The organism is Streptomyces sp. NPDC056452 (assembly GCF_042796085.1).
Classification (GTDB): Bacteria; Actinomycetota; Actinomycetes; order Streptomycetales; family Streptomycetaceae; genus Streptomyces.
Map to the genome: position 1 here is coordinate 104,588 of NZ_JBHTRI010000023.1, position 15,298 is coordinate 119,885.

General features: G+C 70.8%; 15 protein-coding genes. 4 read left to right on the top strand and 11 right to left on the bottom strand.

Annotation, left to right across the window (positions count from 1 at the left end; genetic code table 11):
- Nucleotides 1–12 precede the first annotated feature (12 nt).
- From ACFQ6X_RS22795 to ACFQ6X_RS22815, 5 genes are all read right to left on the bottom strand, one after another.
- Nucleotides 13–1,077, bottom strand: a complete 1,065-nt coding sequence (locus ACFQ6X_RS22795) for a phosphotransferase family protein (RefSeq protein WP_383184144.1) — start codon at nt 1,075–1,077, stop codon at nt 13–15.
- Nucleotides 1,078–1,160: 83 nt separating this feature from the next.
- On the bottom strand, nt 1,161–1,553 hold the full coding sequence (locus tag ACFQ6X_RS22800) for a VOC family protein (protein WP_383184146.1): 393 nt from the start codon (nt 1,551–1,553) through the stop codon (nt 1,161–1,163).
- Complete coding sequence (locus ACFQ6X_RS22805) at nt 1,550–1,852, bottom strand: ArsR/SmtB family transcription factor (RefSeq protein ID WP_383184148.1); 303 nt, start codon at nt 1,850–1,852, stop codon at nt 1,550–1,552. The genes ACFQ6X_RS22800 and ACFQ6X_RS22805 overlap by 4 nt, the downstream gene beginning before the upstream one ends.
- Nucleotides 1,853–1,979: 127 nt before the next feature.
- Complete coding sequence (locus ACFQ6X_RS22810; protein ID WP_383184150.1) at nt 1,980–2,789, bottom strand: hypothetical protein; 810 nt, start codon at nt 2,787–2,789, stop codon at nt 1,980–1,982.
- Between the two features lie 134 nt (nt 2,790–2,923).
- A complete protein-coding gene (locus tag ACFQ6X_RS22815) occupies nt 2,924–3,784 on the bottom strand; it encodes a helix-turn-helix transcriptional regulator (RefSeq protein ID WP_383184152.1) in 861 nt (286 codons plus the stop codon).
- A gap of 126 nt (nt 3,785–3,910) precedes the next feature.
- Between ACFQ6X_RS22815 and ACFQ6X_RS22820 the strand changes: the two genes are divergently transcribed.
- Nucleotides 3,911–4,906: an aldo/keto reductase gene (locus ACFQ6X_RS22820; RefSeq protein WP_383184154.1), complete on the top strand. Its 996-nt coding sequence runs from the start codon at nt 3,911–3,913 to the stop codon at nt 4,904–4,906.
- Between the two features lie 28 nt (nt 4,907–4,934).
- Here the strand turns inward: ACFQ6X_RS22820 and ACFQ6X_RS22825 are convergent, their stop codons facing one another.
- From ACFQ6X_RS22825 to ACFQ6X_RS22835, 3 genes are all read right to left on the bottom strand, one after another.
- Complete coding sequence (locus ACFQ6X_RS22825) at nt 4,935–5,402, bottom strand: SRPBCC family protein (protein WP_383184156.1); 468 nt, start codon at nt 5,400–5,402, stop codon at nt 4,935–4,937.
- Between the two features lie 35 nt (nt 5,403–5,437).
- A complete protein-coding gene (locus ACFQ6X_RS22830; protein ID WP_383184158.1) occupies nt 5,438–7,282 on the bottom strand; it encodes a serine/threonine-protein kinase in 1,845 nt (614 codons plus the stop codon).
- A gap of 152 nt (nt 7,283–7,434) precedes the next feature.
- On the bottom strand, nt 7,435–8,634 hold the full coding sequence (locus ACFQ6X_RS22835) for a macrolide family glycosyltransferase (protein WP_383184160.1): 1,200 nt from the start codon (nt 8,632–8,634) through the stop codon (nt 7,435–7,437).
- Nucleotides 8,635–9,016: 382 nt separating this feature from the next.
- Here ACFQ6X_RS22835 and ACFQ6X_RS22840 point away from each other — a divergent pair, with 382 nt between their 5' ends.
- Nucleotides 9,017–9,655, top strand: a complete 639-nt coding sequence (locus ACFQ6X_RS22840; RefSeq protein ID WP_383184162.1) for a hypothetical protein — start codon at nt 9,017–9,019, stop codon at nt 9,653–9,655.
- A 124-nt stretch (nt 9,656–9,779) separates the two neighbouring features.
- Here ACFQ6X_RS22840 and ACFQ6X_RS22845 read toward each other — a convergent pair whose 3' ends face one another.
- Nucleotides 9,780–10,715 carry a LysR family transcriptional regulator gene (locus ACFQ6X_RS22845; protein ID WP_383184164.1) on the bottom strand — a complete coding sequence of 312 codons (936 nt, stop codon included), beginning with the start codon at nt 10,713–10,715 and terminating at the stop codon, nt 9,780–9,782.
- Between the two features lie 126 nt (nt 10,716–10,841).
- Between ACFQ6X_RS22845 and ACFQ6X_RS22850 the strand changes: the two genes are divergently transcribed.
- On the top strand, nt 10,842–11,741 hold the full coding sequence (locus tag ACFQ6X_RS22850) for an alpha/beta fold hydrolase (RefSeq protein ID WP_383184166.1): 900 nt from the start codon (nt 10,842–10,844) through the stop codon (nt 11,739–11,741).
- Between the two features lie 235 nt (nt 11,742–11,976).
- Here ACFQ6X_RS22850 and ACFQ6X_RS22855 read toward each other — a convergent pair whose 3' ends face one another.
- Together ACFQ6X_RS22855 and ACFQ6X_RS22860 are read right to left on the bottom strand one after the other, a co-directional pair.
- Nucleotides 11,977–13,164, bottom strand: a complete 1,188-nt coding sequence (locus ACFQ6X_RS22855) for a glycoside hydrolase family 26 protein (protein WP_383184168.1) — start codon at nt 13,162–13,164, stop codon at nt 11,977–11,979.
- A 112-nt stretch (nt 13,165–13,276) separates the two neighbouring features.
- Nucleotides 13,277–14,566 carry a cytochrome P450 gene (locus ACFQ6X_RS22860; protein WP_383184170.1) on the bottom strand — a complete coding sequence of 430 codons (1,290 nt, stop codon included), beginning with the start codon at nt 14,564–14,566 and terminating at the stop codon, nt 13,277–13,279.
- A gap of 194 nt (nt 14,567–14,760) precedes the next feature.
- Here ACFQ6X_RS22860 and ACFQ6X_RS22865 point away from each other — a divergent pair, with 194 nt between their 5' ends.
- Nucleotides 14,761–15,279, top strand: a complete 519-nt coding sequence (locus ACFQ6X_RS22865; RefSeq protein WP_383184172.1) for a tyrosinase family oxidase copper chaperone — start codon at nt 14,761–14,763, stop codon at nt 15,277–15,279.
- Nucleotides 15,280–15,298: the final 19 nt, after the last annotated feature.

The window sequence follows — 15,298 nt, forward strand, 5'->3', positions numbered from 1 at the left end:
TCACCCACGCCGTCAGTCCCAGGGGCGGGTGTCCTGCGTGGGCAGCGGGCGCAGCGTGGACCAGCGTTCCAGCAGGCGTGCGGCCAGTGCCGCGCTGAGGTGACCGAGTGCGTGCAGACGGTCGTGGTCGCGGGTCATGCCGGCGACCACGCCGAGCCGGTGGACGAGGCGCTCCCGGGCGGATACGTAGCCCCACTCGAAGTCCTCCGCCGGTACCCGGGCGAGGTGGTCGACCGACTCCCGGTGGGCGCGTTCGACGAGTGCGTCGCCACGGATCAGCCAGCCGGCGCAGGCGTCCGCGAGGTCGCCGGGGACGTCGGTGCCGGTGAGGCTCCGCCAGGTGGCACGGTAGACGCCCTCGGCTTCCGCGAGCGGCGCACCCGTGACCGACATCGCACACCAGCAGGTCGGGAACCCGATACGGAGGTAGGCGAGTTCGACCAGGCCGTTGCCCAGCGACGCGTGCTCGAAGTCGACGAAGCGGACCCCGGTGGCGGTGCGCAGGTCATTGCCGGGGCAGGGGTCCCCGTGCAGCAGCGCATGGTGGGGCGCGGGTCGGAGCCGTTCGATCAGGCCGGCGAGTTCGTTCGTCACCGAGGGTGGGACACGGACGTCGAGGGCCTTGGCGAGGGCGAGGAAGGAGTCGGCGTCGGCGGCCGTCGGCCCGGACCAGGAGGGGAGCGTGCCCGCATCTGCCGGCCCGGTGAGCGCGTGCAGCCGGGCCAGGGACTCGGCGTAGCCCGGTAGCCAGTCGTCGACCCCGCCGAGGTCGTCCAGGTACTCCAGAACCATCACACGGGACGCCGGGTCCGTCCCGAGCAGTGCGGGCGCGACGGTCGGACGGGTGGCCCGTGCGGCGAGCCGCAGCGCGGCGACCTCCCGCGCATAGCGCGCGTCCCCGTCGGGCCCGGTACCGCCTCCGCCGCCATCGGTGATCTGCTTGACGATCATCCGGCCACCGTCGCGAAGCTCGACCCGCCACACCCGGGAGCGCGGGCTGCTGTCCAGGAGGGTGGCCTCCGTGGGGGAGCCCAACGCGGAACGCAGCTCGTCGCTGATCGGCACCCGGGTCGGCATGAGGCCCAGCGTAGGGCGCTCCGCCGCGCGGTGTACGGACATCCGGTGAACGCCCCGCGCTGTCGGGCCGGCCGACGGACCGCCTACTGAGGTTGCGTCGCGATCTGGATCAGGTTGCCGCAGGTGTCGTCGAAGACAGCGGTGGTGACAGGGCCCATGTTCAGGGGCTCCTGGATGAAGCGGACGCCGAGGCCGCGCAGGCGCTCGTACTCCGCCTCGACGTCGTCGACGGCGAACTGGGCCAGCGGGATGCCGTCCTGGACGAGCGCGTCGCGGTAGGTCCTGGCGGCCGGGTGACCGGCGGGCTCCAGGAGGAGTTCGGTACCGCCGGGCTCGTCGGGCGAGACGACGGTCAGCCACCGGTCCTTCTCGCCCAGCGGGACGTCGTGCTTCGTCACGAAGCCGAGGATCTCGGTGTAGAAGTGCTGGGCCTTGGCCTGGTCGTCGACGAAGACGCTGGTCAGATGGATCTTCATGAGGTGCTCTTCTCCGGTCCGGATGTGTCGGGCACGAGCCACCGTTCGGCGATCTGCCGCAGAGGGGCTGTGTTCAGGTCGTGGAACTTGTAGCGGCCCTCCCGCCTGGTCTCGACGAGCCCGGCGGCCTCCAGCACGGCGAGGTGCTGGGAGACCCCCTGGCGCGAGATGCCGAGCTGATGCTTCATGCTCAGCCGCGAGCAGATCTCGAACAGTGTCTGTCCGGACTTCTCGGTGAGCTCGTCGAGGATCGTGCGGCGGGTCGGGTCGGCGAGGGCTTTGAAGAGGTCGTCGGCCACACCCCCAGGATAGGCAAACATTCACTTGCCTATCAAGTCGGGCCGCACCCTGCGTGGCGGTTCACGATCCGAGGCCCGGATGGGCTGCCGCGCCGCCCTCGGAGGCCGGGCGCCGCCCTTCCAGCGGTCAGGCGCCGCCCGCACCGGTGATCGAGACGGCGGTCGCATCCAGTCCCGGCGCCGCCCGCCGTGCGAGTTCCAGGGCATCGTCCCGATCCGCCGCGTCCGCCAAGGTGATGCTCACGCGGGCGGATTGCAGGCTCGCGCCGACGACCGGGTGCTCAGCGACCACGGCCTCGTACGCGGCGATCGCCTCCGTCGGGAGGCCGCCGTCGACGTCGGACTGGACGAGGAGGCCGGGCCGCGTGTCGCGCCCCGTACGGACCTCGACCGATGTCACATCCGTCAGCGGTCGGTGCAGGCCGCCGCTGCCGGCCATGTCGTCGAACACCGCCAGGGCGCCGGCGGAGTCCACTGCGGTGACCTTGGACAGCCAGCGGTGGCCCTTCTTCGAGGACGACCCACTGATGTCGCCGTCCACCACCCGTTCGTCCGCCGCCAGGGACCGCCACAGTGCCACGACTTCGCCGGCACGCCGCTCGTCCGCGTCAACGGTGATGGTGATGCCGTCCGCCGTGATCCGGCCGGTGACCGAGTCGTTGCGCGCGACGTACTCCCTCAGCTCGTCCGCCCGCTCGGCCACGCGATCGGGCGGGGTGCCGTCCTCGAGGACGAGCACACCGGTCGCTTTTCCCATGAAGGGCAGGGTGTTGTCCTCGAAGGTGCTGACCTTCTCGACGTCCGAGGTGCCGGCCCAGTTCTCCTCGAAATCCGCAGCGAGCGCCGTGCCCTCGTCGATGGCGCAGCCGGTCAGCAGCGGCAGCGCCAGAACGAACGCGATGATCGGTACCGGCCACCGCGAGGCGTTGCTTCTCACTGCCGTCTCCTTGAATGCGGGCGAGCAGGCCGGAGCGGATCAGGCGCGGGCCTGGCCTGCGGGAAGTCATGACAGCCGTAGCCTACGGCGCTGTCTGCTGACGGAACGGAGGTTTGCCTTCGCCGGTGGCCGCCTCACTGTTCGCGCGTGCCCGGCGCTCCCACGGGGAACTCCTCGATGCCGAGCACCCGCAGCAGCTCCAGCCGCTCACGGGCCTCGTCGTCCGCCGGGGTGAGGACCAGCAACTGCTGTCCCTGGTCAGGAGTTACCAGGGTCTCGCAGTCCATCACCAGACGGCCCACACGCGGGTGCAGGATCGTCTTGCGGTCGGCCCGCCGGACAGCCACCTCGTGTTCGGCCCAGAGCCGACGGAAGTCGGCGCTCGCCGCCTGCAACCGTTCGACGAGTCCGGCGACCGTGGGGTCGCCGGAACGGCGGCCGGCGACCGCGCGCAGGTCGGCCACGACCTGGCGGGAGCGGTACTCCTGCTCCTCGGGAGAGCCGACGGCGCGGGCAGCCGGATCGGTGAACCAGCGGTACACGAGGTAGCGCCGGTCGCCGGAGAAGCCGCTCTGGTCGCCCGTGAGCAGAATGGAGGCCCGGTTCTGCGCGAGGACCTCACCCAGGTCCGACAGCACCATGGCCGGGGTGTCACCCAGGAGGTCGAGCATGCGGATCAGGCCGGCGCGGGCGAGCCGGGCCACCCCTTCCGCGGGCGACGGCTGGTGGCCCGCCAGGTGGAACAGGTGGTCCCGCTCGTCGTCGGAGAGACGCAAGGCCCGGGCCAGCGAGCCGAGCAACTGGGTCGACGGCTGACTGCTGCGGCCCTGCTCGAGGCGTACGACGTAGTCCACCGACATTCCGGCGAGCATGGCCACCTCTTCCCGGCGCAGCCCGGCGGTGCGGCGGCGGGGGCCGTCGGAGATGCCGACCTCGGCCGGGCGGATCGCCTCGCGGCGGTGGCGCAGGAAGTCGGCGAGCTCGGCGCGTTGCATGACCCCATGGTCCCTCGCGGGGACGATCCGATCCAGGGAGCGGCTCTCCCATGATGAACGCTCCGCTCCCGTACGCCGCCGCGCGGCCGCAAGGTGGGAGACAGACCGACGACGAAGGAGAACGCGATGCAGACCCGAAACCTTGGCAGCACCGGACCGGCCGTTTCCGCGCTGGGCCTGGGCGCGATGAGCATGTCGGGTGTCTACGGCGCGGCCGACCGGGCGGAGAGTATCGCCACCGTGCACGCCGCGCTGGAGACCGGCGTCACGCTGATCGACACCGGCGACTTCTACGCCATGGGCCACAACGAGATGCTGCTCGCCGAGGCGCTGCGCGGCCGCGATCGGGACAGCTATCAGCTGAGCGTCAAGTTCGGCATGCTGCGGGGGCCGGGCCCGGAGTTCAACGGTACGGACGGCCGTCCCGAGGCGGTGAAGAACTTCCTGGCCTACTCACTGACCCGGCTGGGCACCGATCACATCGACATCTACCGCCCCGCACGGCTGGACCCGGCGGTACCGATCGAGGAGACGGTGGGCGCGATCAAGGAGATGATCGACGCCGGGTACGTGCGGCACGTCGGCCTCTCGGAGGTCGACGCGGCGACCGTCCGCCGGGCGCACGCCGTGCACCCGGTCTCCGACCTGCAGATCGAGTACTCGCTGATCTCCCGTGCGGTGGAGGCGGACATCCTGCCCACGCTGCGGGAGCTCGGCATCGGCCTGACCGCGTACGGCGTACTCAGCCGCGGCCTCATCTCCGGGCACTGGTCCGCCGGCCACACCGCCGGTCCCGGCGACAGCCGCAGCTTCAGCCCGCGGTTCTCGAGCGGGAACGTGGAACACAACCTCGCCCTCGTGGAAGCCCTGCGCCGGGTCGCCGAGGCGAAGGGGTGCACCGTCGCCCAGCTGGCCATCGCCTGGGTGGCCGCACAGGGCGAGGCCGTCGTGCCGCTGGTCGGGGCTCGCACCCGCGAGCGACTGGCCGAGGCGCTGCCCGCGATCGACCTGAACCTCACCGCGGACGACCTCGCCGAGATCGAGAAGGCGGTGCCGCCGGGCTCGGCGCGCGGTGACCGCTACCCGTCCGCGTTCATGTCGGGCCTCGGCGTCGGGAACTGAGCGCAGTCCCCGGCGCAGGCGAGGTGAGTCAGCCCGCAGCTTCGACGTACGACGCCAGGTTGTCCAGCGAGGACGCGATCCCGGCCTCGTGGTCCGCTTGGTCGATGCCGGGCGGTACGTCCGTGGCGGTGACCGTCACCTCGGTCCCGTCACCGGCGGAAGCGAGGTACCAGGTCATCGTCATGGTGCCCGCGTACGACGGGTCGTCGGCCTCGAACACGGCCCGTGTCACCACGCGCTCCGGTGGAACCAGGTCGGCGAACACGATGTCGACGACATCCGTCGCATCCGAGGTCTTGCCGGGGCTGTCTGCGGCGTCGAGGTAGGTGAGGATCATCCGGAATCCGCCACCGGGCCGGGGATCCCACCGCTCGACCCGCCCGCGCATGCCGTCCGGCGGCAGCCAGGCCTCGAGCGACTCCCGGTCGAGGAGAGCGCCGTAGACAGCCGCCGGTGGTGCGGCGATCATCCGGCCGGCGCGGTCAGTCCTGCTCATGGCCCGATTCTAGGAGCAAAGGGGTTCGCGAGACCCTAGGCCGCGTTGCGCCACACGGTCACGTCCAAGGTGGCGTACGCCGTCCCCGACGAGCCCCGGAACGTCATGAGCCCCACGTGGCCCGTCCCGCTGACGACGCACAGGTGCTGGCCCACGGTGAGATCCTTGACCCAGACGTAGCTCTTGTAGCCGGTCGCCGCCCTGCACGCCGACAGGGTCCCCTGCCGACCGGCGGGCAGCAGGGCCAGGGAGCTGCCGGAAGTGGTGCCCGGGGCAAGGACGGAGCCCGAGGAGTAGACGGCGTACGTGAGGTCCTCGTCGGCGCTCCCCGCGTCCGCCTTGGACCGCACCGGGGTGTCCGCCAGATACAGGTCGTGGCTCGCCGTCATCCGGATCCCGGAGTACGTCACCGAGGCGGGGGGCTTCGGGGCCGCGGGCCTGCTGGGCTCCGCGACCGCGGGAGCGGACGTCGCGGCCCGCGTGGGTGTCGCGGGGCCCGAAGGGGTGGACCGCAGTGCCGACTCGGTGGGCGTGGGCCTCTTCGAGGCTCGGGCGGACGGGGAACCCGACGCCGACGATGACGCCTCGGCGGCAGGAGCCGACTGCGAGGCGGCCGAACCCTGCGCCGCCCCGTCGCTCTTCTCACCGCCGCCCGGGACGAGCAGCAGAGCGGCGGTCGCCCCACTGGCGACGAGTACGACGGCGGCCGCCGACAGCATCCAGACCCGGGCCCTGCGGCCCTTCCCGTTCGCGGCCACCGAGGAGGTCGCCGCACCGACCGGATGCTGTGACTGCGGTCCGGCAGGCGGCGCGTACCCATGCGGTACGGCCTGAGATCCCATCACGAACGGCCCGGGCAGAACGGCGTGGGACGGATCGGTGGGGCTGTAGCCCGACGCGGGGCCGAAGCCGTCGTGACGGTACGCGCGCGGATCCGCCCCCGCCCTGGCGTGATCGGCCCCTTCGGTACGAGCCGTGATTCCGGCCGCCAGCTCGTCCGGTAGCCACGCCTCGGACGTGAACTGCCCAGCGTCCCCGTGATGCGCACGGAGCGTCTGAACCCAGCGTATGACCTCCTCGACAGAAGGCCGCTCGGCGGCGGGCTTGCGCAGACACGCAGCCACCAAGTCCCTCAGGTGGCCGGGCACGTTGCCCAGGTCGGGCTCCTCGTGCACGACCCGGTACAGCACCGCGTGCGGATCCCCGTCGCCGAAGGCGGCACCGCCCGTCGCCGCGAACACGGCGGTCTGCCCCAACGCGAACACATCGGCCGAAGCGGCGGCCTCCCCGCCGAGCACCTGCTCCGGTGCCATGTAGGCGACCGTGCCGAGGGCCGTACCGCTCTGCGTCACCGACGTGGTGTTCGCGGTCCGGGCGATGCCGAAGTCGATGACACGCGGCCCGTCCGAGGCGAGCAGTACGTTCGACGGCTTGAGATCCCGGTGCACGATGCCCTCGCGGTGGACCGCCTGCAGTGCCTCCGCGACTCCGGCGACCAACCGCAGCACGGTGTCGACGGGCAGCGGCCCCTGGTCACGCACCGCATCGGCGAGGGACGGCCCCGGAACATAGGCGGTCGCACACCACGGCATGGAACTCTCGGTGTCGCTGTCCACGACCGGAGCCGTATAGAGCCCGTGGACACGGCTCGCCGCAGCGACCTCGGCCCGGAACCGCTTCCGGAACTCGGGGTTCTGGGCCAGTTCCGGACGGATCACCTTGACCGCCACGGCCCGCCCTCCCGGCGTGTGCGAGAGATAGACGCGCCCCATGCCGCCGGACCCGAGCCGCGCCACCAGGGGGTAACTGCCCGCGACCCGCGGATCGTCGTCCTCCAGCGGCTGGAAACTCCCCGCGACGGGACCACCGTTGCTCAACACGCGCCACTCCACCCCGTGATCTGCTCTGCGGCCCCCATTGCACCACGGGGCTCGTGCGCCCCGCCGAAGGGTCTGCCCGCAGATCCGTCAGGAGGCCGCCGAATCAGTGAGGTTGGGCCATACGCGCGTGGCCGCGGCGCAGGGCGTCGGGGCTACCTCGTCCCGAGGTGTGCAGCCACCGACAGCGTGTCCTCGATGAGGTCGACGGCCCGTGTGGTGCCGCCCTCGGCCTGCATGTCGGCGCGGAGTTGCGCGGAACGCCGGCCGACCTCCGGGTCGGCGACCAGCTCGCACAGTGCGGTCCGCAACGCCGAGGGAGTGGCCGCGGCGGTGTCGATGCGGCGGGCGACGCCCAGCTCGACCAGGCGGTCGGCGTTCATGAACTGTTCGGCGGCCTGAGGAACGGCGATCATCGGAACACCGGTGGACAGCCCCTCACTGCTGCCGCCCATCCCCGCATGGGTGACGAAGGCATCGGCCTGCTCCAGAATCGCCAACTGGGGTACCCAGGAGTGCACTTCGACGTTGGGCGGGATGTCGCCGAGCTCCTGCGGATCGGTGTGCTTCCCGATCTGGAGTACGACGTGCCAGCCGGGCAGGTTGCCGTACGCGGCCAGGCACCGGCGATAGAACTCGGGCTGACGTGTGAACGCCGAGCCCAGGGAGACCAGCAGGACGTTGTCGGCCCCGGAGGGGCGTACCCAGGCCTCCCTGTCTCCCCGCGGGCGAAAGCAGGGCCCGACGAACGTCACCGTGCTGCTGTCGACCTGGTCGGCGTGCGGTTGCATCGCCCGGGGGATCAGGGCCAGGGCTCGCGCGGGGTGGCCGGAGAAGGCGTCCATGTCGGTGGTGGACGCTCCGCAGTCGGTGAGCCACTGGGTGAACCTGGCCCGGTACGCGTCGGCGCCGGGCAGCTTCCACACCGGTGCTGCGACCTCCTGCTCGTAGCCCGTCCAGGCCACGAAGGTGGGGGACAGCTGCACGGCGGGACGGCTCTGCGCCTCGGCGAGGGCGCGTGCCGCGTAAGCGCCGATGTCGTACAGGTACAGCTCCGCGGGGTCGTGGTCGTAGACGGCACGCAGCTGCGGGAGGGCCTGGACCGCGTCGTCGAGGAAGAGGCCCATCGCGGCGATGGGGTCGTCCGGCCAGTTGTTGTCGGCGACCGGCAGCACGGAGGTGCAGGCGACGAACTCCGCTCCGGTGGCGGTGATCAGGTCGGCCACCGCCGGATCGTTCGCGTACGTCACCCGATGGCCGCGGGCCACCAGCTCGCGGATGACCTCAAGAGTCGGCAGGACATGGCTGACGATGGGGATGCCGATCATCGCGATGTGGGCACGGCGACGGGACATGGAAGATCACTCATTTCAGTTCTACGGCGAAGGGGAAACAGCACACCGGTGCGCCGGCCTCACGAGAGGCGTCCCTGTCGTGGAGGCGCACGGGCGTGCGTGACGGAAACGGGGCGCTGCCCCGTCCGCCTCAGCCGTAGATCTGATGGAAGTGCATGCCAGGACTCTAACCGGGCTCCTGCTCCCGCGCCCCTGATTTCATGGGAATCCCCGTGCAGGCCGCAGACCTCCGCTTACGGCCGTGCGGGAGCGCGCCCGGGGGACGCATGCAAGCGGCACGGTCCGCCCCGGGAACCGCCACGCTCCTTCCGGGCGTCGTCAGGCGCGCGTGTGCCACGCCGAAATGCCTTGCGTGCCACGCCATATACCCAAGGAGCAGCAGATGAGCGTTCACGGCAGCACGCGACCCCACAGCAGACGGAGCAACCCGGTTTCGTCATCGCGACGCGGTCCTGGTGCGGGTGCCAGGGCGGTGCTGCTCCTCGCGCTCGTCCTCGGGGTCACCACTGCCTGCGGCGAATCCTCCGGCGGCGGCGATCAGAAGGCCCGGGAGTGGAAGGTCGGAGACTGTGCCGGGCCCGACAGCGGCGGGGCGAAGGACAGCTTCCAGAGCCTCGACTGCGACGACCCCAAGGCGACGATCAAGGCCCTTGCCGTCACTGACGGTTCCTTCTTCGCCGGGGCCGTCGAATGCCCGGCCGGTACGGACGAGATCATCTCGGTGAAGGTCGCCATCGGCTCCGGTGACGCCAGCAACGGGCTCCCCAGCAAGACCATCTGCGGCCGCAACCTGTCCGGCGACCACCCCGGTGATGCCGGAGCGGGCGGTGGCCAACTGGTGGTGGGCGACTGCGTGGACGACACGGCCAAGGAAGTGGCCTGCGGTGCTGGGGGCAGCGGCGCGAGCAAGGTGGTGGCCCTGACGAAGACGGCCGAGGAATGTCCTGCGGGAGCCGACCCCATGGACCTGTTCCCGAGTCCGGGCAGGCCGTACGACACGATCTGCACCAGCAAGGCCTGACCTGCTGCGGCAGGCCCGGCCGAACCCCGGCCCGGCGAGGCGGAGTTCCGTCCCGCCGGCCCGTGGTGCCGACGCACGCCCCGCTTACGGCCGATGGACGCGTCGGCGCGCCGAGCCCCCGCCGTCAGTCCCTGCCTGCCGCCGCGGACTCCGGAGGAGACGCGTCCAGGCAGCTCGCGGCGTCCGAGAGTGCGGTGAGCAGGGCGCCCAGTGACGGCGGGACGTTCGTCGTCCCGCGCACCGCCGCGCAGATCTCCCTGACCGGTTCGGGCCCCCGGACCCGGCGCACGACAACGTCCGCATCGGTGCCGCGCAAGCCCATCCGGGGGATCAGCGCCACACCGATGCCGGCGGCGACGAAACCCAGCGCCGTCGCGTAGTCCCCGCTCTCCACCGTGAAGCCGGGGCTGAAGCCCGCGGACGCGCATGCGGTCAGCACGATGTCCAGGCACCGGTCGGAGGCCCGCTCGCTGCCCACCCATGCCTCGTCGGCGAGGGCGCCGAGATCGATCACCGGCTGCCCTGCCAGCCGGTGCCCGACCGGCAGGACCACGTGGTACGGGTCGTCGAGAAGAGGTACCAGGCGGACCCCACCCGGGACGTCCCCCTGCGGCCGGACCACTACCGCCAGATCGGCAGAGCCCTCTTTGACCTCCGGCAACGGGTCGTGAGGATCGCTCAGCTTGAGCTCGACCCGGATGCCCGGGTGGCCGTGCCGCATGCGGGCGAGTGCCGGAGCCACCAAAGAAGCGCCGGCGGAGCTGAAGTAGCGGACACTCACATGGCCGGTCCGGCCCTCCCGGAGGTCGGCGAGCGCCGTCTCCGCCTCGGCGACGGTCCTGCTGATGGTGTCCGCGTACCCGGTCAGCAGCCGCCCGGCCTCGGTGGGCCGTACGCCCCGGCCGGCTCTCTCCAGCAACGGCGTCGCCGCCTCCTTCTCCAGAGCCGCTACCTGCTGGCTGATGGCCGACGGTGTGTATCCGAGATTCGCGGCCGCTGCGGACACCGATCCGCTGGTGACCACAGCACGGAGGATCTGCAGGCGCCTCATATCCAGCATGTAGATGAGCTTAACAGTTGCTATAGATCATTTCACTTGTCCTGTCGAGTCCCTGGATGCAGGGTGAGGAGAGGAAAGCGCGGCGGCCCCCGCCGAGACGCCCCCGACACGACAGGAGCCTTCACCATGCCGTCCCGCCAGGATCCGCACGACCCGCTCGCCCTCACGCACGGAATGGCCGACCTGTCCCCGGGGATCCGGCTGCACTACGTGTCGGCCGGCGAGGGCGCCCGCACGATCGTGCTGGTCCACGGCTTTCCCCAGACATGGTGGGAGTGGCATCGGGTGATCGGGCCGCTCGTCGCAGCGGGATACCGCGTGATCGCTCCCGACTACCGCGGCGCAGGGCACTCGTCGCGCCCGGCCTCCGGTTACGACAAGTGGACGGTGGCGCGCGACATCCACGAACTGCTGCACGAGCACCTCGGCATCCGCGAGCCCGTCGTACTCGTCGGCCACGACATCGGCCTCATGGTCGCCTACGCCTACGCCCAGCAGTTCCGCGACGACGTGTCCCATCTCGTGGCTGTGGACGCCCCGCTTCCCGGTACCGAAGTGTTCGACCGGCTGCGCACCGACCCACGCGTGTGGCACTTCGCATTCCACGGGGCACGCGATGTCGCGGAGATGCTGGTGGCCGGACGTGAACGGCAGTACCTCCAGGCATTCTTCGCCGTACGCAACTCCGACCCGTCGGCCATCGACGAGAGCGACTTCGACGTCTACGTCTCGGCCTATTCCGCGCCGGGAGCGATGCGTGCGGGATTCGAGCTGTACCGGGCGTTCGACGCCGATGCCGAGGAGAACCGCGCGGCACTGGGGCGCAACGGCAAACTGACGGTACCCGTGCTGGCGGTCGGCGGGGCGATGAGTACCTCGGGGGCGCTCGTCGAGGAGATGATGCGGGAAGTGGCCCACCGGGTGACGGGCTTCATCGCGCCGGGCACCGCGCATTGGATCCCCGAGGAGAACCCTCAGGAATTCACCGCCGCAGTACTGGCGTTCCTCCGCGGACAGGACGCCTGACAGCGACCGGCCCGGCGCCCGCCGGCGTACGCCCCCTGCTTCAGAGCCGGCCCAACCACGCGTCCTGCCCGTCCGCCAGCGGCTGCGGCAGTGGAATCGGCACGAACCTGCAGGCGAACACCAGGCCCGCGTCCTCGTCGTCGCTGCGGACGCGGTGGCACCAAGCGTCCACCGGGGTGCCCGGGGGCCACGGAATCGTGGCCGCCGGGCCGTGCCGCGGACTCCGGGGCGGCCATCAGTCGCGCAGGCAGAACCTCCGGTTCACCACCCACTGGCCGAACCAGTCGCTCAGCGGAATGCTGATGCACCACTCGGATCCGTTGGTGTCCGGTGCGGGCACGGTCGGAGTGGGCTTGTCGGGCTTGGGTGTGCCGCTCGGCGTGGGTACGGGCGAGGCGGGATCGGCGGTACCCGGCGTCTGGGTCAGCATCTCGCGGTACACCCGGGACGACTCGGGGTTCTCGGCGCACTGCCACACACCGTGCGGGCAGTAGTCCGTGATCGTCTGGTACACCGGCTTGTGCTGCTCGATCCACTTCAGCATGCGCCGCATGTACTCCGGGTTGTCGCCGTTGCGGAACAGGCCCCACTCCGGATAGGAGATCGGCTTGCCGCGCTCCGCCGCGAAGTCGACCTGCTTCTGCAGTCCGTACGGTTCGTTCACCTGCTCGTCGAACGTCCGGGCAGGAGGCTGGTCGTAGGAGTCCATGCCGATGATGTCGACGACGTCGTCGCCGGGATAGCACTCGGTCCAGGGGACGGCGTCCCGCCCTCGGCTCGGGGCGAAGTCGAAGCGGAACTTCTGGCCCGGGACCGACCGCATCGTGGTGACGATGCGACTCCAGTACGCCTTCCAGGCCACGGGATCCGGCCCGCAGCGGTGCGTGTACGTGGTGCCGTTCATCTCCCAGCCGAGGACGATCACCGTGTCGGGGACCCCCAGCAGGACCAGTCGGTCGGCCAGCTTGCGGAAGTGCTCGTCGAACTCTCCCCGGGCACCCGCCCGCAGGAGCCTGCGCACCTCCGAGTCCGGTACGCGCGCCTCGTTCCGCTCCAGCATCGGCGTATTGAGTACGAACATCCGGTCCTCGGACGCACGCCGCCAGGCACCCCAGGCCGCGAGGAATCCGGGGCGGCCCTCGATGTTCTCCCACAGGTCGCCCGGCAGGTAGCTGTGCCCGACACGCAGCTCCTTCCCGCCGAGCCAGCGCGACAGCTCCGCCATCCGCCGGATCCCGTCCGGTCCGTAGTCCAGGTAGGCGCCGACCGCGGTGGTGCCGGCGGCCGGCGAGGCGGCAGGTGAATCGCCCTTCCCGGCCTCGGAGTCCGACCCGGTCCGCTCGGTGACGACCGCACCACCGACGAGGAGGCCGAGCACAGCCGTCCCGATGCAGAAATTGATGAGACGGCGCTGTGCGGGCACGGCTCCTCCTTGGGTATTCGGCATACCTACGACGATCTCGACCCTAAGGAGAAACGCTCAACAATGGGCTGTGCGAGCGCTTTTGAGTAGGCCATTCGCGACATCCGGAGAATCAGACCGGTCCATTCGGGTGACAATTGTCGAAGGTGAAGGGAAGCGAGCGGACGCGGTTGTCGAAATTCGAATCGACCAGAACCGGTTCGCCCACCGCCCGCACGCTCCCGAGCCGCGTGAGCAGTTCATGGAACAGTGCTTTCATTTCCAGCCGTGCCAAATGTGCTCCCAGGCAGTGATGGGGTCCGCCCCCGCCGTATCCGAGATGCGGATTGGGGGAGCGGGTGATGTCGAAGGCATCGGGGTCGGTGAATACCGAGGCGTCCCGGTTCGCCGAAGCGTAGAGGAGCATGACCTTCTCGCCGGGAACGAAGGTGCGCCCGCCGAGTGTGGCCTCGGCCGCGACCGTCCGGCGGAACTGGATGATCGGCGTCGAGTGCCGGACGATCTCGTCCACCGCGCCGTCGGCGTACCGGTCGAAGTCGGACTCCAGGAGAGCGCGCTGCTCCGGGTGTGCGGTCAGCAGGAGCAGGCCGTGGGCGATCGCGTTACGTGTGGTCTCCACCCCCGCCACCAGCAACAGGGAGAAGAAGGCACCGAGCTGACGCGAGGACAGTGCCTGCCCGTCGACGTCTGCGCGGACCAGGGCCGAGATCACATCGTCGGCGGGCCGCCGACGGCGTTCACGAGCGAGCTGCGCCATCACCATCTGCATACGGCCCAGGGAGCGCAGACCACGGCCGGGCACCCGCAGCCGGGCGCGGCCCCGGCGCCGGACGCCCACGTACTCCGACGCCTGGTCGATCTGGGCGGCGATCCCGGCGCGATGGCGGCCGGGGATTCCCATCAGGTCGCAGATGACCTCGAACGGCATACGGGAGGGAGCCGAGGGCATGAAGTCGCCGGGGCCGTCGGCGATCATCTCGTCCACCAGCCGCCGCGCGACGTCGCGGATGTTCTCCTCGGCGGCCGCGAGCAGCCGCGGAGTGAACGCACGGGAGATGGTCCTGCGCAGCCCCGCGTGCTCGGTGCCGTCCATGTTGACCATGGAATTGCCGAACACCGCCTTCGCCCAGCGGGCCGGTTCCGGTGTGGTGACACCGGGCGCGCTCGCGAAGAGGTGCGGCTGCCGGCTCGCCGCCTTCACATCGGCGTGCCTCACCAGCGCGTGGAAAGGCGCGTGCGAGCCCGCACGGGGGGTGAACAGGACCGGCGCGTCGCGTTCCCGCAGCAGTGCGAACGCCGACAGCCGCTCCGGCCGGGGCAACTGCCAGAACGACGGGTCGGCCAGATCGACGTCCGCCGTCCTGCGCACGCGGCTCGTGGGTACCTGGGTCGGCGCGTTCATGGAACCTCCGTGAGCTCGGACGGCCATGCTGGCCCGCCTCGCGCTGTCGTCCGGGCGACACGGCCGGACGGACCGGAAAAGTTCCCACGGTCGCGTGATTCGCACACGACGAGAACCGTTCACGCGCCGCCTCGTTGTCAACTTCGAGAGAGAAGACACCTCGGAAGAGTGGACGAGAGGCAGGTAAACAGATCATGGATCCGACCACCGGCACGAGCGGCGCCCGGGCCGGCAGGAAGAGCCCGGCCCGCCGCGTCGTGCTGCGCGCCGCCTTCACGGCGAGCGTGATCGCCGGGACGGGGGGCGCGCTCGCTCCGATTCTCGTGACAGACCGGGAGGCGCGGGCCGGCACGGCGGAGAATCGGGCCCCCGCCACGGAGACCGAGGCCCGCACCGGCGGGCAAGGGAGCCCTCCCGGGCCCGAGCGGTTCGCCGAGATGTACCGGGGCCGTGACATCCGCGGGACGGCGACGGCCCTGGTGCCTGCCGGCGGTGAGGCGGCCACCGGCCGGACCGGAGCCGTGGCCGCCGTCGCGGACACGCAGGTGAGCATCGACGGCAGAACGCTGCATGTGATGAGGCGCTCCGACGGGAGCTACCTCAGCACGGTCAACCACTACGAGTCGTTCCCGACACTGCTCGAGACGGCCCGCGCGGCGGTCGACGAGATCGGCACCGCCCAGCTGGCCAAGGCCTCCCCGCACACCATCTGAACCACGAAGGACGAGCACG